This window comes from Kitasatospora sp. NPDC088351, from assembly GCF_040685575.1.
Lineage (GTDB): Bacteria > Actinomycetota > Actinomycetes > Streptomycetales > Streptomycetaceae > Kitasatospora.
The window spans coordinates 45,777-68,806 of the sequence record NZ_JBFBIL010000014.1; the positions used below are offsets into that span (position 1 = coordinate 45,777).

Consider the following 23,030-nt stretch of genomic DNA (forward strand, 5'->3'; position numbering starts at 1 on the left):
CATGAACAACGAGCAGAAACTTCGCGACTACCTCAAGCGGGCAACGGTCGACCTGCGGGAGAGCCGTCAGCGTGTGCAGGACTTGGAGGAGCGCGCACACGAGCCGATCGCGATCGTCGGTATGGCATGCCGACTTCCCGGCGGTGTCGCCTCCCCGGACGACCTGTGGGAGCTGCTGGGCGCCGAACGCGACGCGGTCGGTCCCTTCCCGGAGGGCCGAGGCTGGGACCTGGACAACCTGTACGACCCGGACCCCGACCACCTCGGGACCTCGTACGCCCGCGAAGGCGGCTTCCTGTACGAGGCGGACCGGTTCGATGCCGAGTTCTTCGGCATCAGTCCTCGCGAGGCGGCGGCGATGGATCCCCAGCAGCGGCTGCTGCTGGAGACGGCGTGGGAGGCCTTCGAGCACGCGGGCATCGACCCGACCGCGCTGAGGGGCACCCGTACCGGGGTGTACGTGGGCGTCATGTACGACGACTACGGCTCCCGGATCCCCAACGCACCCGAGGGCTTCGAGGGCTACCTGCTGACCGGAAGCGCGGGCAGCGTCGCGTCGGGTCGTGTGGCCTACACCTTCGGGCTGGAGGGGCCCGCGGTGACGGTCGACACCGCGTGTTCGTCCTCGCTGGTCGCGCTTCATCTCGCCGCCCAGTCGCTGCGTCAGGGTGAGTGTTCGATGGCGCTCGCCGGTGGTGTGACGGTGATGGCGACACCGGGCACGTACGTGGAGTTCTCCCGGCAGCGCGGGTTGGCGCCGGACGGGCGGTGCAAGGCCTTCTCGTCGTCGGCGGACGGTACGGGCTGGGCCGAGGGCGTGGGTCTGCTGGCGTTGGAGCGGCTGTCGGACGCGGAGCGCCGCGGGCACCGGGTGCTGACGGTGATCCGGGGTTCCGCGGTGAATCAGGACGGTGCGAGCAGCCAGCTGACCGCGCCGAACGGGCCTTCGCAGGAGCGGGTCATCCGGGCCGCATTGGCCAACGCGCGGCTGTCGGCGTCCGAGGTGGATGTCGTGGAGGCGCACGGTACGGGTACGCGGCTGGGTGATCCGATCGAGGCGCAGGCGCTGCTCTCCACGTACGGCCAGGCCCGTGGGGGCGACAACCCGTTGTGGCTGGGTTCCGTCAAGTCGAACATCGGCCACACGCAGGCCGCGGCGGGTGTCGCGGGCGTGATCAAGATGGTCATGGCGATGCGCGAGGGGGTCATGCCCTCGACCTTGCACGTGGACGAGCCGACCCCGGAGGTCGATTGGTCGGCGGGCACGGTGAAACTGCTGACGCGAGCCCGGCAGTGGCCGGAGCTCGATCGTCCGCGTCGGACGGGTGTGTCGTCCTTCGGGATCAGCGGGACCAACGCTCATGTGATCCTCGAGGAGGCGCCGCGCGACCGTCCCGTCGATCCGGCGACGGGACCGGATGCTGCTGTCCGACAGCCGGAGTCGGGCACATCGACGTGGCCGGCACCGTGGTTGCTCTCGGCCAAGTCGGAGACCGCGCTCCGGGCACAGGCGAGCCGGCTGCTGGCCTGGATCACTGACCACCCCGAGGTGGCTGACGCCGATGTCGCTGCCTTCCTGACCACTGCGCGTGCTCGGCTGGGTCGGCGCGGCGCGGTGCTCGGAGCCGACCGGGCCGGTCTGCTCGCCGGCCTCACGGCCTTGGCCACGGGTTCGGCCTCCCCGCATGTCGTGTCAGGTGTTGCCGCCACCGGCGAGACGGCCTTCCTGTTCACCGGTCAGGGCGCGCAACGTGTCGGCATGGGCGCGGGGCTGGCCACCGCGTTCCCGGTGTTCGCCGCCGCCCTCGACGAGGTGTGCGCGGAACTCGACGCCCTGTTGGGGGTGTCGCTGCGCGACGTCATGTTCGGCGGGACCGGTGGTGCCGGGAACGGCGTCGGCGACATCGAGCGCATGGCCCCGCTCGACCGGACGGAATTCACGCAGCCCGCGCTGTTCGCGTTCGAGGTGGCGTTGTACCGCCTGTTGGAGTCGTTCGGCGTGACCGCGGATGTGCTGGTCGGGCATTCGATCGGTGAGCTGGCCGCGGCCCATGTGGCCGGGGTGTGGTCGCTGGCCGACGCGTGTCGGCTCGTTGCCGCCCGTGGTCGGTTGATGGGCGCGCTGCCGACCGGTGGAGCGATGCTCGCCGCCGCGGTGTCGGAGGAGCGGGCGCTGGAACTGCTCGCGGCCGGGACGGTCTCGTTGGCGGCCGTGAACGCGCCTGCGGCGACGGTGTTCTCGGGCGAGACGACGGCGATCGCGGCACTGGAGGACCGGCTGGCGGCGGAGGGCGTGAAGACGACTCGGCTGGCGGTCAGTCATGCCTTCCATTCGGCGCTGATGGAGCCGATGCTCGCCGAGTACGAGCAGGTCGCCAGGTCGGTGGTGTATCGGACGCCACGAATCGGTGTGTGCTCCACGGTGTCCGGTGCGCCGGCCGGTCCCGAACTGCTGACGCCGCAGTACTGGGTGCGGCAGGTGCGCGAGGCCGTGCGGTTCGCTCCGGCGGTGCGGTCACTCGTCGACGCCGGCGTGCGCCGGTTCGTCGAGGTGGGGCCGGACGCGGTGCTGGCGGCGATGACCCGCCAGACACTGGACGACGAGGTGGCGTCCCGCTCGCTGGTCGCGGCGGCGTCGCGGCGCGGTGTCGACGAGGCCGACCAGTTCCTGCGGTTGCTCGCCGCTGCCCACTGCTCGGGCGCCACCGTCGACTGGACGCCGCTGTCACCAGGAAGTCCGGTCACCCACCTCGACCTGCCTGGCTACGCCTTCCAGCGCCGCCGTTACTGGGTGCAGCCCGACGACGGTGCGCTCGGTGACGTGGGCCGCGCCGGTTTCGCCGCGCTCGATCATCCGATGCTGCGCGTTGCCGCGCCGCTCGCCGGTCGCGACGAATGGCTGTTCAGCGGCAGGCTTTCCATCACCGACCAGCCGTGGATCGCCGACCACACGGCCTTCGGAGCGGTACTCCTGCCCGGCACCGGCTTCGTGGATCTCGCGCTGGCCGCGGGTAGCCGCCTGGAACTGCCCGTCGTGGACGAACTCGTCCTGGCGGCGCCGCTGCTGTTCGACGGTGCCGCCGCCGTGGACGTACAGGTCTCGGTGACCGATCCCGACCACACCGGCCGTCGACGCCTGTCGATCCACTCGCGCACCGTCACCGGCACCGCGCCGTCCGACCCGGGCGAGCCGGACTGGACGCTGCACGCCACCGGCATTCTCGCCCCCGCCGACGGTGTGACGCCGGCCTGGGCCGACCCCGACTGGCCGCCGGCCGCCGGCACGCCGGTCGATGGAACGCGCCTGTACGACCGGCTCGCCGATCTGGGATTCGGCTACGGTCCGAACTTCCAGAACACGCGCGCCGCCTGGACCAGTGGTGACGACGTGTTCGCCGAGGTGGCCCTGGACGAGACGACAGCGGTCCGGGCGGCGGGCTTCGGGGTGCATCCGGCGCTGCTGGACGCGGCCTTCCACGCTGCCATCGATGGACTCGCCGATGACCTCCCCGACGGCAGGCTGCCACTTCCGTTCTCCTTCGGCGGCGTCCGTGTGTTCCGGCGAGGCGCCACCGCGGTCCGCGCCCGCATCATCCGTTCGGGGCCCGAGAAGGTGCGCATCGACGCCTGCGACGCCACCGGCGCCGCCGTGCTGTCGGTCGACGCCGTGCTCGCCCGCCCCGTGGAAGCGCGCGCTCTCGCCGGTGCCCGCAGCCCGCTCTACGCTCTCGACTGGACGCCGGTGACGGCAGCTGCGGTGCCGGACCGGCAACTGGTCGCACTCGGCCGGCCCGTCGCGGGTTGCGCCGAGACGTTCGGGGACGTCGCGGCGTTCGCGGCAGCCGGGGGCCGCACCGGCGTGGCCGTCGTCTGGTCGCCCGAAACGGCGTCGGCGGACGGCGACGTCCCCGCGACCGTCCGCACCGCCGTGCACAACGCCCTCGCGGTGCTGCGCGACTGGCTCGCCGAACCGGCTTGCGTCGACTCGACACTGGTCGTGCTGACCCGTGACGGCGCGGGTCTGCCCGGTGAGACGCCGGACCCCGCGGCAGCGGCCGTCCGCGGCCTGGTGCGTAGTGCGCAATCGGAACATCCGGGGCGCATCGTGCAGGTCGACCTCGACGACGACCTCACGGACCTGCACCAGCGGATCGCCGCCGCAGTCGCCACGGACGAACCGCAGCTCGCGATCCGCGACGGCGCCACGCTGGCACCGCGGCTGATCCGCAGGACCACCGCCGAATCGACCGGTGAGCCCTTCGGCGCCGGCACGGTCCTGATCACCGGTGGCGCAGGCGGATTGGGCGCCGTCACCGCCCGCCACCTGGTCACCCGGTACGGGGTGCGCAGACTGCTGCTCGTCTCGCGCCGCGGCTCCGCCGCGCCGGGCGTCGCGGAGCTGGTCGCCGAGCTGACCGCGCTGGGCGCCGACGTACGCGTCGCCGCGTGCGATGTCAGCGATCGCGCCGCGGTCGCGACGCTGCTGGACTCCGTACCGGCGCACGAACCGGTGACCGCCGTCGTGCACACCGCGGGCGTGGCCGACGACGGCACCATCGAGACCCTGACCGCCGAGCAGGTGGATCGGGTGCTGGCCCCGAAGGCCGACGCCGCCTGGCATCTGCACGAGCTCACCCGTGACATGGACCTGTCGGCATTCGTGCTGTTCTCCTCCGCCGGGCCACTCCTCGGTGGGCACGGCCAGGGCAACTACGCGGCCGCGAACGCGGTGCTGGACGCGCTCGCCCAGGCGCGCCGCAGCGCCGGCCTGCCCGCGCATTCGCTGGCCTGGGGGCTGTGGAAGCGCGGCATGGCCGAGGCGTTGAACGACCCGGGGGCCGAACACCTGGTACGTCAGATCCGCACGCGCCTTGGTCTGTCCCCGATCGAGCCGGCCGCCGGCATGCAGATGTTCGACGATGCGTTGGCCACCTGCGAACCGATGCTGATGACCGCGCTGCTCGATACATCCGCCCTCACCGCGCTGGGCCGGCTCGGCACGCTGCCCGCGGTGCTGCGCGACCTGATCCATGTACCGTCCCGCGGCCGGATCGCCGACAGCCCGTTGCGTCAGCGGTTGCTCGACGCCCCCGCCGACCAGTGGGAGGCGCTGATCCGCCATGAGGTCCGCGCGATCGCCGCCGCTGTCCTCGGCCATGAGTCGGCCGAGGCCATCGACCCCGAAACACCCTTCGCGGAACTGGGCTTCGACTCGCTCGGCGGAGTCGAGTTCCGCAACAAGGTGACCGCCGCCACGGGTGTTCAGCTTCCGTCCACGCTGGTGTTCGACTATCCGACCGCCGCCGCCGTCGCGGGCTTCCTGCGTACCCAGGTCGACGATTCGGCGCCGACGCGACCGCGCCCCGCCCCGACCGGCGCCAAGCCCAGGGCCGACGAGCCGATCGCGATCGTCGGCATGAGCTGCCGGTATCCCGGCGGCGTCGAGAATCCCGACCAGCTCTGGGAACTGATCGCCGGTCGCGTCGACGCGATCACCCCGATCCCGGGCGACCGCGGCTGGAACGTCGACCACCTCTACGACACCGACCCCGGCAAACCCGGCAAGATCTACACCCGAGAAGGCGGGTTCCTGTATACCGCAGGTGATTTCGATGCCGGCTTCTTCGGAATCGGACCCCGTGAGGCAGCGGCGATGGACCCGCAGCAGCGGTTGCTGCTCGAAACGTCCTGGGAAGCGCTCGAAGACGCCGGCATAGATCCGACCGCACTGCGGGGCAGCGACACCGGGGTCTACGCGGGCGTCATGTACCAGGACTACGGCTACACGGCGCGCGACGCCGCCGACGGTGCCGCGGAAGGCTATCTGGCGACCGGATCGGCCGGCAGCGTCGTCTCCGGCCGGGTGTCCTACACCCTCGGCCTGGAAGGACCGGCGGTGACGGTGGACACTGCGTGTTCGTCGTCGCTGGTGGCCCTGCATCTGGCGGTGCAGGCACTGCGCGCCGGGGAGACGTCTCTGGTCCTAGTCGGCGGGGTGACGGTCATGTCGACGCCGCTGCTGTTCCTGGAGTTCTCCCGGCAGCGGGCGTTGTCACCGGACGGGCGCAGTAAGGCGTTCTCACGTGCTGCGGACGGTGTCTCGTGGGCCGAGGGCGTCGGCATGCTCGCCCTCGAACGGTTGTCCGACGCGCGGCGCAACGGGCGCCCGGTGCTGGCCGTGATCCGCGGTAGCGCGATCAACCAGGATGGTGCGAGCAACGGCCTGACCGCGCCGAACGGTCCGTCCCAGGAGCGGGTGATCGCGCAGGCATTGGTCAACGCCGGGGTGACCGCGGCCGAGGTGGACGCGGTGGAGGCGCACGGCACCGGTACCACGCTGGGTGACCCGATCGAGGCGCAGGCGCTGATCAACGCCTATGGACAGGATCGCGCCGAGCCGCTGCGGATCGGGTCGTTGAAGTCGAACATCGGGCACGCGCAGGCGGCTGCCGGTGTCGGTGGCGTGATCAAGATGGTGCAGGCGTTGCGGCACGAGGTGTTGCCGCCCACCTTGCACGTCGACGCGCCGTCGCCGCACGTGGAGTGGTCGGCGGGCGCGGTACGGATCCTGACCGAGGCCGAGCCGTGGCCGGCCGGGGAGCGTCCGCGCCGGGCGGGGGTGTCGTCGTTCGGGATCAGCGGGACCAACGCGCACGTGATCCTCGAAGAGGCGCCCGCGGTCCCGCCGCGGCCGGTCGATCCACCGCGCCCGGCGGCCGTGCCGTTGCTGCTGTCCGCGCGGACGACTGCCGCTCTGCGGACCCAGGCGGGCCGTCTGCACGACGCGCTGCGCGAACGTCCGGAGCTCGACCTGACCGACGTCGCGGTCACGCTGGCGCTGCACCGCGCGCGGCTTGAGCAGCGCGCCGCCGTCGTGGGCTCGGACCGGGAGACGTTGCTGGCGGCCTTGGCGCGCCTGGCAGCCGACGAGCCGGCCCCGGGCATCGTCGACGGCGCCGGTCGGACAGGCACGACAGCGTTCCTGTTCACCGGTCAGGGTGCGCAGCGGATCGGGATGGGCGCCGGGCTGTACCGGGCGTTCCCGGCTTTCGCGGCCGCGCTCGACGAAGTGTGCGCGGAATTCGACGCGCACCTGGGGCATTCGCTGCGGGATGTGATGTTCGGCGCGCAGCCCATCGGCACCGGGCAGGAGGCGAGTGGGCTCGTCGCGCCGGCGCCGGCGAACGGCGCGACTGCCGAGACCCTGCTGGATCGCACCGAGTACACCCAGCCCGCGTTGTTCGCGTTCGAGGTGGCGATGTATCGCCTTGTCGAGTCGTTGGGCGTGACGCCGGATGTGGTGGCCGGGCACTCGATCGGCGAGCTGGCCGCGGCGTATGTGGCTGGTGTGTGGTCGTTGTCGGACGCGTGCCGACTCGTTGCGGCCCGGGGGCGACTGATGGGGGCGCTGCCGACAGGCGGGAGCATGCTGGCCGCCGCGGTGCCGGAGGAGCGGACCGTGGAGCTGTTGGCGGCGGGTGATGCCGGTCCGGCGGTCGCGGCGCTCTCGCTGGCTGCTGTGAACGCTCCCGAAGCGGTGGTCTTCTCCGGAACCACCGAGGCGGTGTCGGCGCTCGAGTCGAGGCTGGTGGCCGAGGGCGTCAAGACCAGCAGGCTGCGGGTGAGCCACGCGTTCCACTCCGTCTTGATGGATCCGATGTTGACCGAGTTCGCGGAGGTCGCCGCGGGCCTGACGTACCACGAGCCACGAATCCCCTTGTGCTCCACGGTTTCCGGCGCATTCGCCGACGATTCGGTGGGCACGCCCGAGTACTGGGTACGGCAGCTGCGCGAGGCGGTGCGCTTCGCCCCGGCGGTGCGGTCACTGCTCGATTCGGGTGTGCGCCTGTTCGTCGAGCTGGGCCCGGACGCGGTGCTGACGGCCATGACCCGCGCCATTGTGGCGACAGACCTCGCGGCGTGCGCCTCGGTGGTCGCGGGATCCCGTCGCGCGGTCGACGAACCCGAGCAGCTGGTCACCGCGCTGGCGACCGCGCACTGCGCGGGCCAGCCGGTGCGGTGGGCGGCCTACTTCGGGACTCGACCGCAGGCACGGATCACCTTGCCCACCTATCCCTTCCAGCACGAACGGTTCTGGCTGCTGCCCGCGGAGGCGGCTGCACCGCTCGCCGGTGCCGACTCCGCCGGCCATCCGCTGCTGCACACCCGGGTGCAGCTCGCCGGCAAGGACGAGTGGCTGTTCACCGGCCGGCTCTCGCTGCGCACGCACCCGTGGCTCGCCGACCACGCCGTCCACGGTGTGGTCGTGATGCCGGGTACCGGATTCGTGGAGCTGGCTCTGGCCGCTGGTGCCCGGATCGGCGTGCCGCGCCTGGCGGAACTGGTGCTCACGGCGCCGCTGATGCTCACGACCGATGGCGGCGCGGATGTCCAGCTCGCGGTGGGCGAACCCGACGCCGATGGGCACCGGACCGTGGCCATCCACTTCCGCACCGCCGATGCCTGGGTGCTGCACGCCCGTGGCCTGCTCGCGCCCGCCGCGCCGGCTGCGGCGCCGGGCTGGTCCCGGGTGTGGCCTCCGGTCGCGGGCGATCCGGTCGACGGACAGCAGATGTACCGTGCGCTCGGCGACCTCGGCCTCGGGTACGGCCCGGCGTTCCAGGGTGTTCGCGCCGCGTGGTCGCGTGGCGGGGAAGTGTTCGCCGACCTGGCACTCGACACCGACACCGCGACGCGCGCCACCGCCTTCGGACTGCATCCGGCACTGCTGGACGCGGTGTTCCACGCGGCTGTCGACCCTCTTGCCGAGGGCGGGCCCGACGGTCGGGTGCCACTGCCTTTCGCCTTCGACGGCGTCCAGCTGGCGCAGTCCGGCGCGGGTGCCTTGCGTGTCCGCATCGTCCGCATCGCACCGAACACCTTCCGAGTAGAGGCGGTTGACGCGACCGGCGCCCTCGTGCTGAGCATGGAGTCGGTGCGGGTCCGCCCGATCGAGCGGCAGGCGCTGGCCCAGCTGCGCGGCGCGGCACCGTTGTTCGACCTTGAGTGGGTCGCGGTGCCTGCCGTTTCCACAGCGGGCACCGGGCGCGTCGTTGTGCTCGGCGACCCGGCGGCCGTCGAGGCCCCCGAGCCCCCGGCATGCTGTGCCGATCTCGCGGAACTCGCCGCGCTGCAGGATGCTCCCGACACGGTGGTGTGGCCGGCGCCCCGCGGAACCGGGGCCGGCGCGGCGGACATACACGCCGGCGTGCTGACGGCGCTCGCCCTGTTGCAGGGCTGGATAGGCGCCGAACACCCCGGCCGGCTCGTGATTGTGACGCGCGGGGCCGCCGGACTTCCCGGTGAGGAGCCCGATCTGGTCGGAGCCGCCGTGGCGGGCCTGGTGCGCAGCGCACAGTCCGAGCACCCGGGCCGGTTCCTGCTCATCGACCATGACGGCGACGCCCTGCCGATCAAGTCACTCGCCGACGCCGTGGCCCGGGACGAACCGCACATCGCTGTTCGCGAAGGTCGGCTCCTGGCGCCGCGACTGCGGCCGCTGCCGGCCACCGAACCGGGCGTGCCACTGTCGTTCGACCACGGCACGGTGCTCATCACCGGCGGCACCGGCGGCATCGGCGCGATCGTCGCCCGGCATCTGGTCGCGGCGCACGGCGCACGACGGCTGCTGCTGGCATCGCGGCGCGGTGACGCCGCGGACGGCGCCGCCGAACTGGCCGCCGAGCTGACCGACCTCGGCGCCCACGTCCGGGTCGTGGCGTGCGACGTCACCGAACGCACCGCGGTCCAGGCCCTGCTGGCCGGCATCGACACCGATGCCCCGCTGACCGCCGTCATCCACGCGGCGGGCATCCTGGACGACGGCACGCTCGACACCCTCACCACCGCGCAGACGACACGGGTGCTGGCACCGAAGGTCGATGCGGCACTGCACCTGCACGAGCTGACCCGCGACCTGGATCTTTCGGCGTTCGTACTGTTCTCGTCCGCGGCGCCGCTGCTCGGTGGACAAGGACAGGGCAACTACGCCGCTGCGAACAGCGCGCTGGACGCGCTGGCACGCCTGCGGCGCAGCGAGGGCCTGCCCGCGCACTCACTGGCCTGGGGACTGTGGACCGTCGGCATGGCAGGGGTACTCGGCGGGGACGGCGCCGAGCAGTACGCCCGCCAGATCCGGGCCAGGCTGGGCCTGATCCCGATCGATCCGGAGTCCGGGATGGCGCTGTTCGACAGCGCACTCGCGACCGATCGGGCGGCGCCGACGACGGCACTGCTGGACGCGGCGGCGCTCACCGACCTGGCGCGCGGCGGCACACTGCCCGCGGTACTGCGCGGCATGATCCGGGTTCCCCGGGCCGCCGCGAGTGCCGGTGCCGGCTTGGCGCAGCAACTGGCCGCACTGCCCGACGCCGACCGCGACGGTGCGATCGTACGAGAGGTGCGCAACGTCGCCGCGGCGGTCCTCGGCCACCTGTCCGGCGATGCGGTCGACCCGCAGGCGCCGTTCACCGAGCTCGGTTTCGACTCCCTCGGTGCCGTCGAATTCCGGAACCGGCTCGCACAGCTGACCGGGCTGACGTTGCCATCGGCGCTGATCTTCGACCATCCGACCGCCGCCGATGTGGCGAAACTGGTGCGATCGCGGATCGAGGAATCCGACACCGGCGTGGTCGAGCAGGCACCGGCCGGTGTGCGCGGCACGATCACCGAACTGGTGTCGGCGGCGCATCGCCGAGGTGAGGTGGCAGGGGCGTTGCCCATGCTGATCGCGAGCTCGGCTCTGATGACCACGTACCCCGCCGAGGAAGCCGCCGCACAGCGCGCGGCCGCGCAGGTCCTGGCGCGCGGCGCCGCGGCGCCGGCACTGATCTGCATCCCCTCGTTCCTTGCGGGATCGGGCCCTCACCAATTCGCCCGCCTGGCTCACGAACTCGGCGGCGAGCGGCAGGTCAGTGCGTTGCGGTTGCCCGGCATGCGCGCGAGCGACGACCTGCCGGCGACATGGGAGGCGGCGGTCGAGAGCCTCGCCGCGGCCGTCGCACCGGAACTCGATCGGAGCCCGGTGGCACTCATCGGCTATTCGGCCGGTGGTGCACTCGCCCATGCGGTCGCCCGGCGGCTGGAAGACGACGGCGCCGAGCTCGCGGGCGTCGCGATGATCGACACCTACTCCCCGGAAGAGCTCGAACTCAACCGCCTCGTGCTAACCGACGCGCTGGGGCAGATCCTGTCCCGGGACAACGCACTGATCCCCGTCGACGACCACGGCCTGGTCGCCATGGGCGGTTATGTGCGGATATTCCCCGAGCGCGAGGCGAAGCCGATCGCCGCGCCGACGCTGAACCTGCGGGCCACCGTGACGTTGAGCGGCTTCGGAGACGTCGACCCCGTCCCCGACTGGCAACACCGCGGACCGATCGAGCGCATCGAGGCAGACCACTTCTCGATCGTCGAGGAGCAGGCTCCGGAGACCGCCGCGCAGCTGCGGCGCTGGCTCGATTCACTCGGCGGCCATTGACAGATCCGGTCTCTCGGAGCCGTCGAGGTCCCTCGACGGCTCCGAGAGACCGACGGACACACCGGACGGCTGGCCGCGCAACCGTGCCGGACAAACTGCGCGAACACGGCATCTCTCCCCGGGCGCCCCCGGGCGACGCGGTGCGGCGGCCCACCGGGGCCATAAAGTCCGCTCAGTCGCAACCCGGCGGAAGTGAAATCCTTTGCTCGTAAATCCGCCAGAGACACAAAAGTGCTCGTTATGCAAATCCGACACGGGCATATAGTCCGTTCGGCCGCAATAGCTTTGGCGAGAAACTCCAAGCTTGACAGTGTTGTGGGGCCTGCCTATATTTCAGTCGGCCAAGTTCCCGCCGACGATATCCGAAGGTGTTCATGACTGCGCCTCCAACGCTGCCGAAGTTCAGGCAGCAGTTGATCCTTGCTGTTCTCATGGTGTGTTCGCTGCTGATTTGGCTGGACAATACCGTTCTCAGCGTGACTCTGGAGACCCTCGCCGACCCGGTCCGTGGACTTGGCGCCAGCCCGGCCCAACTGCAGTGGGCCACGGGCGCATACACCCTGGTCTTCGCGACCTTGATGCTCACCGCCGGCGCACTGGGCGACAGCTTCGGCCACCGGACTGTGCTCGCGGTCGGCTTGGTGGTCTTCGGCGGGGCCTCGATCTGGGCGGCGTACGCGGGCGATGCGAACCAGCTGATTGCCGCCCGGGCCGCGATGGGAGTCGGCGCCGCACTGATCATGCCTGCCAACTTCGCCATCCTGCTGTGGACCTTCACCGGCCCCGGGCGGGCAACCGCAATCGCCATCTCTTCGACTTCCACCGGTGTCGGAATGGCGGTGGGCCCGGTGATGGCGGGACTCCTGCTCAGCCATTTCTGGTGGGGTTCGGTCTTTCTCGTCAACGTCCCGATTGTCGTGGTGGCACTGGCTGGGATCGTCCTGTTGGTCCCCAATTTCCGCAGCTCTGCCGTGCGGCCGCTGGACCCGGCTGGGATGTTGCTGTCGATCAGTGGACTCGCGGCGGTGACCTACGGCCTGATTCGCGCGGGGCAGGTAAATTCCTGGGGCCGTTTGGACGTCTTGGCGCCGATCGCGGCCGGGATCGTCCTGCTGGCTGCTTTCGTGCTCGTCGAATTCAAGACCAAGGAACCCAGTTTCGATCCCCGGATGCTTGCGCAGCGGATGTTCGGTGGTGGCAACCTGTCCATGGCGTTGATGCTCTTCTCGGTGGCTGCCGTCACTTTCTTCAACGCGTTCTATCTGCAGGGTGCGCTGGGCTACTCGCCGATGAAGGCCGGCTTGGCGAATGTGCCGACCGCGGTCGGCGCTGTCATAGGGGCGCCCCTGGGCCAACGTCTGGTGATGCGGTGGTCGCTGCGTCCCGTTGCCCTGCCATCGCTCACTGTGGCGGCGCTCAGCTTCGGCGCGGTCGGACTCCTCGGTCTGCACACCCCGTTCGTCTGGATCGAACTCCTGTTGCTGCTGCAGGGCCTCTCCGTCGGCATGGTGATGGCCCCGGTGACCGGGGCACTGCTCAGCAGCCTGCCGCTGGACCGGTCCGGTGCCGGGTCGGCCGTCACCAACACGGCGCGGCAGGCCGGCAGTGTGATCGGGATCGCGGTGGGCGGCACGATCTTGTCGATCGCCTACCGAAGCGCGATCGAGCCCTCGCTGAGCGATGTCCCGGCGGCGCTGCGGGATAGCGCCGGGGCGTCCGCGGAACAGGCTCGGCACGTCGCCGCCACTCTCCACCAGCCCACTCTCGCGAAGGCTGCTGATCATGCGTTCATCCACGCCATGCACGTCGGCGCGGTCTGGACGATGCTCATCGCACTCTTCGCGGTAGCCGTGCTGGTGTTCGCCCTGCGTCCGTCCGGAAAGACGCAGGAGCCGACACCGGAGCCGGACTACGAAGAGGCCCGCAGCGCGGAGTCTCCCTCCGCCGCGTGACGGGCTGTCCGTGGGCCGGGGCAGCAGGAAGAGGCAGGCGCCTGCTGATCCGGCCCATGGCAGTGAGCGCAATGAGCGGTACACGGAACAGCGGCTTGACACAAACGGTGACGATCTCCAGCCGCCTGCCGCGGGCCGGACGGTGCGCTTGGCAGCAGAACGCTTCACCAAGCAAGTCAAGGCTGCATCTTCCAGGGAGCTTTGACTGTACGGTGCGGCTCGAATCGAAGGAGACCCCTGGTGTCGAATATCAATGATCCCGCTGTGCGTGCGGTCGAAACGGAGCGGGATTATGTGTCCTCCTTGTACGAGTTGCTCGTCGAGCGGGTCTCCGAGGCGCGAGTAGAGCGAGCGAGTCTGCTGAAGGCCCCGGCGGAAAGCGCCGGTGAAGCGCGCGAGCGAGAAATCGTCGTCGAGCGTCTGGGTAAGGAGATCGGTCGGCTGGAGGGCGCCGAGAAGGGGCTGGTCTTCGGGCGCATCGATTGGGCGGACGGCATGGTCCTGCGCATCGGGCGGATCGGACTGCACACGGAAGAGGATGACCTGCCGCTGCTCGTGGACTGGCGCGCGAACGCTGCGCGGCCCTTCTACGAGGCGACACCGGTCCACCCGATGAACCTGCGGCGGCGTCGGCACCTGCGTCTCGAGGAGCGCACGGTCATCTCGGTGAGCGACGAGCTGCTGGACGGGACCGCCCCGACCGACGATGACGTCGTGGGCGACGGCCCGTTGACCGAGGCTCTGTCGGCACGGCGTACGGGCAGGATGCACACGGCCGTCGCGACACTGCAGGCCGAGCAGGACGAGATCGTCCGCTCCCCCCACCGGGGGGTGACCGTGGTGCAGGGCGGGCCCGGCACCGGCAAGACGGTGGTGGCCTTGCACCGGGCGGCCTATGTCCTGTACGCGTTCCCGCGCGCCATGGAAGAGGGTGTCCTGGTGGTGGGCCCGAACGCCCGGTTCCTCGACTACATCTCCCAGGTCCTTCCCTCGCTCGGGGAGAACGACGTCGTTCTGGCGACCTGCCGGGAGCTGGCCGGAGTGTCCACGGACACGGTGGGTCCGTTCGATACGGCGCGTCTCAAGGGCAGTGCCGACCTCGCCGACGCCCTGGTCGGCCTGCTGCGCGTCCACCAAGCCCCCGCCGGTGACTTTGCGGTGCGGGTCGGACAGGAACTGGTTCGCCTCCCCGGTAAGGAAGTGGCCGCGGCACGCGACGCCGCCGTGGCAGCCGTACTGGGGCACAACCCCGCGCGCGAGGTGTTCAAGGAACTCCTGGTCGACGCCGTCACCGACGCGATGCAACGAGACATGGGCGACCTCCTGGAGCAGATCGACGCCGATGCCGAAATGATGACGGGCATCAACCTCGACCGGTTCACGGGAGCCGCCCAGCGCCGTGTCGAAGGTGCGGCCGACCCGGGGCCGGTCCACGAGCTGGACCTGAACGCCATCCGAGCCGATCTCCTCGACGACGCCGACGTCGACCGAGCGGTCGAGGTGCTGTGGCCGCGGCTGGTACCCGGTGACCTCGTGAAGGCGCTCCTGACGAACGCCGACGCTCTCGCCGATCGCCTGCCCGGTCTGACCGCGCAGGAGCGGTCCCTTCTGCTGCGCGGCCCGGACGACCCGTGGACCGATGCCGATGTGCCGTTGCTGGACGAGGCGGCGAGCCTGGTCGACGGCCCCCCCGAGCGGACGTACGGGCACATCGTCGTCGACGAGGCGCAGGAACTGACCGCCATGCAGTGGCGGATGATCGTCCGCCGCTGCCCGGCAAGGGCGATGACGCTGGTGGGCGACTTCGCCCAGGCAGGCCCGGTCTCGACGGCACGCGACTGGAAGGAAGCACTGAGCCCCCACGTCGGACCGCGGTTCAAACTGCATAACCTGACGGTCAGTTACCGCACCACGCAGGAGATCCTGGAGAGCGTCCGGGACCTGCTCGCGCGGATCGCTCCGGACCAGAAGCCCACGCGGTCACTGCGAAGCGGGGAGAGCCCTCGCACCGTGATCACACCTCCGGACGGGTTGGTCACCGCCGTCGCTCAGGAACTCCGCGCCCAGAGCACCGCGCACCCGGGCGAGCTTCTGGGAGTGATCTGCGCGGACGTCAGGGTGAGCGAGCTGACGGCCCAGGGCATCGCGCACCACGCACGCATCGTGCCGGCCTCCGAAGCACGCGGCCTGGAATTCGACGGGGTCGTTGTCCTCAACCCTGAGGAAATCATCACGACCCGTCCCGGTGGGGAAAGGGACCTGTACGTAGCCCTGACCCGGGCCACCAAGCGCCTCTGCACCATCACCGCCCAGCCCGCCTGACGACGCGGCGCCCGCGTCGTCGCCGCGGGCGCACCCGGTGCGGTACGGACACCGGCCCGCGCGAAGCCTCGACTCGCCCTGGTGACCGCTCCCCGGCCTCCGGCCCGCACCAGCTGGGCCGGCACCAGGGCGAGTCGGTGATTCCGTCCCCACCCGCCGGCGGACCTCCGGTTCCGGAAGCTCGACTGTGGGGCGGGCGAAGTCGACCGTCATCTCCGGATATTCGTCCGACTATCGACGGCCGGACCGGTGGCGTCGGCCACGGGAACGAATGTGGCAAACAGTCTCGCGGCCGGTGTGAAACCCTTGCTTCGGTGCTTTGTTGATCAAGCATGAGGGAGGTGTGCAGGAACTCCCATCATTGCAGGTCAGCAGGCACCTTCCTATTCGCCGTCCACCGGCAGCCCAGCGCGCGGCGGCTGGTTCGGGGTGGACAGCCCCGTTACTCCGTGCCATCCTCATCTGACAAGGGGTCGAGCCTTCTGGGTTTTAATGCGAGGCAACGGGGGATCGCTGACATGGGTAGCACGAAGAGTAGTCTGGCGCGGAATCCGATTTCGAGCGGCGGAAATTGCGAGACCTACGGCAGCCCGATGGACTGCTTGGCGCCCGATGCATTCGGCAGACGAGCTTCCCTGCCGGCCGGGCGATCCCCGGTGCAGACCGAGATATTGTTGATAATCGAAGACGGCATTCGCCGGTACAGCATCGAGGGAATGCTTCGTTCGCTCAACATTCATTTGACAGTGCAGTCCATCACTGATATCGAAGATCTCTCAGCGTTCTGCAGCGGTCAGCTGGTCATTTTGGACAGCGGTGCGTTGGGGTCGGCGCCTGGCGATATCGCCGAAAATCTGCGCATCCAGAACCTGCATTTATTAATTCTGGTGGATTCGGCAGGTGCTGTCAAGCAAGCCTGGGCCGATCATGCAAACGGTTTCCTGGACTGGGCGGATCTCAGCCCCGAGACCCTGCGTGAAGCGATCGCCGACGTGAAGGCCGGACGATTTCATGTGTCGGCGACCCTGGCGCGACGGTCCTTGACCGCGCCCGACCAAGCCGGCGACGACACCACCGCGAAGCGCGCGTCGATGGTCGCGCTGACGGCACGTGAACACCAGGTACTGGGCCTGATCGCCGAGGGGCTGAGCAACCGGCAAGTCGCTCGGTCGCTGAGCATCTCCGAGAATGGAGTCAAGCGCACGGTCGGCATCATCTTGGCCAAGCTCAACTGCCCGAACCGGACACTCGCGGTCGTTCGGGCCATGGAGTCGGGACTCCTCGACATGTGAGGTGGGCGTGACCGGGCCGCCAAGGGGTTTGGTCGAGAACGCGGCGGACCGCGCCACGGGGCAGGCTGTCCGCCCTTAGCCGAGACCCGCCGCCGCTTGACGGGCAAGCCGCAGAAGGGCCGGGGCATTCGTGGTGGTTTCTAGGGGTTGTTGCAACACGTGGTCGGTTGTCCAGGCCGCGAGGGGTTTAGCGAGTCGCGCGGCTGGGGTTTCCCAGCCGAGCGTTTTGCGTGGGCGGCGGTTGAGCTGGTCGGCGACGGCGGCGAGGTGCTCGGGGGTGTGGACCGACAGGTCGGTGTCCTTGGGGAAGTACTGCCGCAGCAGGCCGTTCGTGTTCTTGTTCGACCCGTGCTGCCAGGGGCTGGTGGGGTCGCAGAAGTAGACCGGGATGCCGGTGGCGACGGTGAAGCTCTTGTGGGCGGCCATCTCGGCGCCCTGGTCCCAGGTCAGGGAGCGCTTCAGCTCGTCCGGGAGGGTCTGGACGGTGGCGACCAGGGCGTCGCGGACGGTCTGCTCGACGGTGACCGCCTGCGCGAGATCCTTCCGGTGGCGTTCGGATACGAGAAGGCGGACCGGCGCCGCCTCGCGATGTTCTACGCCCAGCTCGCCCACCAACTGGCTGCCCAGGGCCACCTGGTCGTCTGCTCGACGATCTCGCTCCTCCACGAAGTCCACGACTGGAACCGCCGCCCTACCCCCGGCTATGTCGAGGTCTGGCTGCGGGTGCCGATCGAGGAACTGCGCACACGCGAGGGCCGCGCCGCGTTCTACGGCTCCGAAAGGACGGACGCCGGGGCTCTGCGCGACGTCGTCGGGGTCGACACCCGCGCGGAGTTCCCCCGCACTCCCGACGTCGTCATCGACAACCACGGTGAGATGACGGCGGAGCGAGCGGCGGACCTCATCCTGCGGGCGGTCGTGCCGTAGCGTTCTCCCGTCGCGACCGGCGAATCGGTAGGCGTTCGGCGATCCCGGCCCGGGTGCGGGTCAGTGCCCGGGCGAGTCTGCCGGGGGAAGCGCCGCCCGGGCGGGGACCCGGCGGCGCACGACCCGGCCCGATCCCCCGGAAGCTGGGCCTCACGCTCCGGATCGTGCGACGATGCCGGTATGAACCGACTCGCGGACGCGACGTCGCCGTACCTGCTCCAGCACGCCTCCAATCCGGTGGATTGGTGGCCATGGGGAGAGGAGGCGATCAATGAAGCCAAGCGGCGGGACGTGCCCATCCTCTTGAGTGTGGGCTATGCGTCCTGCCACTTATGCTTCTAGGAATTCACTGGTGTCATGTGATGGCGCACGAGTCGTTCGAGGACGAGGCGCTCGCCGCCTACGCCAATGAGCGGTTCGTCGCGGTGAAGGTCGACCGTGAGGAGCGGCCGGACGTCGACGCCGTCTACATGGAGGCGGTGCAGGCGGCCACCGGGCACGGCGGGTGGCCGATGACGGTCTTCCTGACGCCCGACAAGGACCCGTTCTACTTCGGGACGTACTTCCCGCCCGAGCCCCGGCACGGGATGCCGTCGTTCCGGCAGGTGCTGGAGGGGGTGGACGCGGCCTGGCGCGACCGCCGGGAGGAGGTCGGTGAGGTCGCCGCCCGGATCCGGGCCGACCTGGCCGAGCGGGCCTCGGTGTACACGGTGGGCGGCGGCGCCCTCCACCCGCCCGGGGCGGCCGATCTGCACCAGGCGCTGGTCGTGCTCAGCCGGGAGTTCGACGCCCGGCGCGGCGGCTTCGGGGGCGCGCCCAAGTTCCCGCCGGCCATGGTGGTCGAGTTCCTGCTGCGCCACCACGCCAGGACCGGCTCGGAGGCGGCGCTGGAGATGGCCGTCCGCACCGGCGAGGCGATGGCCCGCGGCGGGATCCACGACCAGCTCGGCGGCGGCTTCGCCCGGTACTCGGTGGACGCCGGGTGGGTGGTGCCGCACTTCGAGAAGATGCTCTATGACAACGCGCTGCTGCTGCGCGCCTACCTGCACCTGTGGCGGGCCACCGGCGACGGCCTGGCGCGCCGGACCGCGCTCTCCACGGCCGACTTCCTGCTGCGTGAACTGCGCACCCCCGAGGGGGCGTTCGCGTCGGCTCTGGACGCGGACAGCCTCGACCCGGTGAGCGGCGAGTCGGCGGAGGGGGCGTACTATGCCTGGACGCCGGGCCAGTTGGCCGAGGTGCTGGGGGAGGCGGACGGCGCCCTCGCGGCCGGGCTGTTCGAGGTGACGGAGGCGGGGACGTTCGAGCACGGGGCCTCGGTGCTCCAACTGCTGTCCGACCCGCAGGACGCCGAGGCGTACGAGCGCGTCCGGGCGCGGCTGTTCGAGGCGCGGGCCGGGCGGCCGGCGCCCGCGCGGGACGACAAGGTGGTCGCCGCCTGGAACGGGCTGGCCATCGCGGCGCTCGCCGAGACCGGCGCCCTGCTGGACCGGCCCGACCTGGTCGAGGCCGCCGAGCGCGCCGCCGACCTGCTGCTCGCCGTCCACCTCACGCCCGACGGCCGGCTGCTGCGCACCTCCAGGGACGGCCGGCCCGGTGCCAACGCGGGGGTGCTGGAGGACTACGCGGACACCGCCGAGGGCTTCCTCGCGCTGTACGCCGTCACCGGCGGGGCCGAGTGGCTGGATCTGGCCGGCGGGCTGCTGGACACCGTGCTGAAGCACTTCGCCGACGAGGCGTCCGGTGCGCTGTACGACACCGCCGACGACGCGGAGGAGCTGATCCGGCGCCCGCAGGACCCGACCGACAACGCCACCCCGTCCGGCTGGACGGCCGCCGCGGGCGCGCTGCTCGGCTATGCCGCGTACACCGGTTCGGCGCGCCACCGCACCGCCGCCGAGCGGGCGCTCGGCATCGTCGGGGCGCTCGCCTCGCGGGCCCCGCGCTTCGTCGGCTGGGGCCTGGCCGTCGCCGAGGCGCTGGCGGACGGTCCGCGCGAGGTCGCCGTGGTCGGCCCGGCCGGTGACCCGGCGACCGCCGCGCTGCACCGGGCCGCCCTGCGGGGTACCGCGCCCGGCGTGGTGGTCGCGGTCGGCGAGCCCGGGTCGGGCGGGGTGCCGCTGCTGGCGGACCGGCCGCTGGTGGGCGGCGCGCCCGCCGCGTACGTCTGCCGGCACTTCAGCTGCGAGGCGCCGACCACCGACCCGGCGGTGCTGGCGGAGCGGCTGGGGGGAACGCCCGGGGCGTGACGCGGTGCGGCCGCCGGGTCGGTAAAACGGTTGGTGTCCGACGTGACCGGGGTGGGAGACTCTGCCATGACCTGGACCTTGACCACCTCGCTGGACGACTTCCGCGCCGGGGCCGGCGGCTTCCTCGATGCCCGTCCGGTGGAGAACACCGTGCTGCTCACGGTCGTGCACCGGCTGGCCGAGCACGGGCTGGACGTCTTCGGGGAGCGTCCGCCGGTCTTCGGGTGGTGGAGCCGTGAGCCGGGCGGCCCGGTCGAGGGCGCCTTTCTGCGGACGCCCCCGTTCAGCCCGCGCCTCGGGGTGATGCCAGACGAGGCGGCGGCCGGGCTCGCGGCCGAACTGGCCGCGGCCGGGGCCGGCTTCACCGAGGTCGACGGGGTGGCCGGCGGCGAGTCGGCGGTGCGGGCGTTCGCCGCCGCCTGGCAGGCCGCCACCGGGGCCGCCGAATCCGTCCGGTCCAGCGAACGCCTCTACCGGCTCGGCGAGTTGACCGAACCGCCGCGCCCGCCCGCAGGCCGCCACCGGGTGGCGGCGCCGGCCGACCGGGAGCTGCTGATCGCCTGGTACGAGGCGTTCCTGCTCGAGGTCGGGGTGCAGCTGCCCGGCGTTCCGCGCAGCGTGGACGAGCGGGTGGCCGCGGGCCTCCTGCACCTCTGGGAGGACGGCGGCCACCCGGTCGCGATGGCCGGCAACAGCCCGGTGATCGTCGGGATGTCCCGGATCGGCCCGGTCTACACCCCGCCCGAGCGCCGCGGCCACGGCTACGCCAGCGGCATCACGGCGGCGGCGTCGGCGTACGCGCGGGCGCGGGGCGCGTCGGAGGTGCTGCTCTACACCGACCTGGCCAACCCGACCAGCAACTCGATCTACCAGAAGATCGGTTACCGGCCGGTGGAGGACTGCCTGGCGCTGGACTTCCGGCGCTGACGGCCGCGCGCCGATGCGGCGCGAAGTGCCGGACAAGCCCTACTCCCAGTCCCAGCCGATCCCCAGCAGGCACGGCCGGACCGCGGAGGCCACCAGATGGACGCAGCGGTGGCCGTCCAGGGTCAACTCCTCGTTCTCGTAGGGCTTTTCGCCGGGGGAGTGGAGGGCGAAGCGGTGGCAGCGGACCGGCAGGGCGGCGGGGTGGAAGGTGACCTGGAGGACGTACTGGCCGGCGCCGGAGTTGAAGCCGCGGACGTATTCGCGGCTGGGGGCCGGTGACGGCGCGTCGTCGAAGCCGTAGCCGAGCAGCCGGGTGTCGCCGGCGCGCAGCCGGTGGTCGAGGAGGAGCTCGGCGACCAGCAGGTCGTGGGCCTGGTCGCGGCGGACCCGGCCGGGGCGGCAGTTCTCCTCGGCCCGGACGTCGACCCGGGTGATGTCGCCGCCCGGATCGCCCTGGTAGATGGCGAGATAGCGGTCGATGCCGTCGCGGTGGGCGCGCAGCGCGTGCTGGGAGTCGCGGCGGAGCATCCGGCGGTCGGCGCCGATCCGGACGCGTTCGATGTGGGTGATGGTGTGCAGGCCGGTGTCGCGCGGGCTCGCGATGGTGGCGAGCAGGTCGTCGACGGCGGTGGCCGGGGTGATGAGGTCCCGGTAGGGGAGGACGGGCGGGCCCGTGGGACCGGCGGGGGTGGCCCGGCGGGGGCCGAGCAGCCGGGTGAGCGAGTGCTCGGGGAGTTCCAGGACCTCCTCCAGCGCGGCCACGGCCCGCAGCGACTCGGCACGTTCGGGGCGGCGGCGGCCCTGCTGCCAGTAGCTGAGGCTGGTGACCCCGACGTGCACGCCGCGCAGTGCGAGGTGCCGGCGGACCCGGTGCAGGGTGAGGCCGCGGGCGGTGATGGCGGTGCGCAGGGCGAGGTGGAACGGGCCGGTGCGCAGGGCGGTGGTGAGGCCGGACTGGTCGCCGCGCTGCATGACTGCCTCCTCGTGGGCGGGTGCGGGCCGGCCCGGTTGGTCGTGAATATTCACATGTGAAGGGCGGTTTGTCACCGGTCGGGGCCTGCCGCACGGGGGTTTTCGGGGCGGTGTTCACATCCGCGCGGGGCCGTTCACACCCGGGCCCGGCCGGCGGGACGGCCGTTGACCTGGCTCTGTCAACGGCGCGATGCTCGGGGCGCGATCCGGACCGCACACCCACCCCCTCGACTCCTCTGCCTGTGCAAGGAGGCATCCCCCCATGCCAGTTCCACGGATACGGCTGCGCCGCGCGGTCTCGGTGCTCGCGCTCGGAATGATCGGCCCGGCGCTCGGCGTCGCGGTGACCACCCCCGCCCAGGCGGCGCCCGCCGCGCCCGCCCAGGTCCGTCCGGCCGCGGCGCCGGGCAGCACGCTCGACGCGGCCGGCACGTACAAGAAGCTCAACATCACCATGCAGCAGCAACAGCAGACCAACTGGTGCTGGGCGGCGAGCGGCAACACCATCGCCACCTGGTTCGGCCACACCTACAGCCAGAACCAGTTCTGCAACGCCGCGTTCGGCCGCTCGGCCAACTCCAGCTGCCCCAACAGCCAGGCCACGCTGGGCGATGTGCAGAACGGTCTGAGCTGGGCCGGCATCAACCCCGGTTCGTACGTCACCGGTTATCTGCGCTACAGCACGGTGCAGACCGAGGTGAACGCCGACCGTCCGGTGGAGACCCGGATCCAGTGGAGCTCCGGCGGCGGCCACATGCACGTGCTGTACGGCTACGACGCCGGCAACAACTGGGTCTACTGGGGCGACCCTTGGCCGTCCAACAACCGCTACAACTGGGCGGACTACAACTACTACGTGTCCAACGGCACGTTCTCCTGGACCCACTCCCTGTACCGGATCGGCGCGTGA

Annotated in this window: 8 protein-coding genes and 2 pseudogenes; 8 read left to right on the forward strand and 2 right to left on the reverse strand. The window is 71.1% G+C overall.

The window, feature by feature from the left end; all coding sequences use genetic code 11:
- Position 1 precedes the first annotated feature (1 nt).
- The 4 genes from AB0P06_RS13550 to AB0P06_RS13565 all read left to right on the forward strand — a co-directional run bounded on the left by AB0P06_RS13550 (position 2) and on the right by AB0P06_RS13565 (position 17,045).
- Positions 2-11,479: a type I polyketide synthase gene (locus tag AB0P06_RS13550; protein ID WP_363607415.1), complete on the forward strand. Its 11,478-nt coding sequence runs from the start codon at positions 2-4 to the stop codon at positions 11,477-11,479.
- Between the two features lie 374 nt (positions 11,480-11,853).
- Positions 11,854-13,431 carry an MFS transporter gene (locus tag AB0P06_RS13555; RefSeq protein ID WP_363607479.1) on the forward strand — a complete coding sequence of 526 codons (1,578 nt, stop codon included), beginning with the start codon at positions 11,854-11,856 and terminating at the stop codon, positions 13,429-13,431.
- Positions 13,432-13,725: 294 nt separating this feature from the next.
- Complete coding sequence (locus tag AB0P06_RS13560; RefSeq protein WP_363607480.1) at positions 13,726-15,753, forward strand: ATP-dependent DNA helicase; 2,028 nt, start codon at positions 13,726-13,728, stop codon at positions 15,751-15,753.
- Between the two features lie 518 nt (positions 15,754-16,271).
- Positions 16,272-17,045, forward strand: a complete 774-nt coding sequence (locus AB0P06_RS13565) for a response regulator transcription factor (RefSeq protein WP_363607416.1) — start codon at positions 16,272-16,274, stop codon at positions 17,043-17,045.
- Positions 17,046-17,246: 201 nt separating this feature from the next.
- On the opposite strand, the pseudogene AB0P06_RS13570 reads toward AB0P06_RS13565, so the two are convergent.
- Positions 17,247-17,555: pseudogene (locus AB0P06_RS13570) on the reverse strand (IS30 family transposase); the annotation flags it as partial.
- Between the two features lie 36 nt (positions 17,556-17,591).
- On the opposite strand from AB0P06_RS13570, the gene AB0P06_RS13575 reads away from it, so the two are divergent.
- From AB0P06_RS13575 to AB0P06_RS13585, 3 genes and pseudogenes are all read left to right on the forward strand, one after another.
- Complete coding sequence (locus AB0P06_RS13575) at positions 17,592-17,972, forward strand: adenylyl-sulfate kinase (RefSeq protein ID WP_363607417.1); 381 nt, start codon at positions 17,592-17,594, stop codon at positions 17,970-17,972.
- A 180-nt stretch (positions 17,973-18,152) separates the two neighbouring features.
- A pseudogene (locus AB0P06_RS13580) lies at positions 18,153-20,221 on the forward strand (thioredoxin domain-containing protein).
- Positions 20,222-20,287: 66 nt separating this feature from the next.
- Positions 20,288-21,148 (forward strand): GNAT family N-acetyltransferase, encoded by an 861-nt coding sequence (locus AB0P06_RS13585; RefSeq protein ID WP_363607418.1) that lies wholly within the window; start codon positions 20,288-20,290, stop codon positions 21,146-21,148.
- Between the two features lie 39 nt (positions 21,149-21,187).
- Here the strand turns inward: AB0P06_RS13585 and AB0P06_RS13590 are convergent, their stop codons facing one another.
- Positions 21,188-22,120: a hypothetical protein gene (locus tag AB0P06_RS13590; protein WP_363607419.1), complete on the reverse strand. Its 933-nt coding sequence runs from the start codon at positions 22,118-22,120 to the stop codon at positions 21,188-21,190.
- Between the two features lie 316 nt (positions 22,121-22,436).
- Between AB0P06_RS13590 and AB0P06_RS13595 the strand changes: the two genes are divergently transcribed.
- Positions 22,437-23,030 (forward strand): papain-like cysteine protease family protein, encoded by a 594-nt coding sequence (locus AB0P06_RS13595; protein ID WP_363607481.1) that lies wholly within the window; start codon positions 22,437-22,439, stop codon positions 23,028-23,030.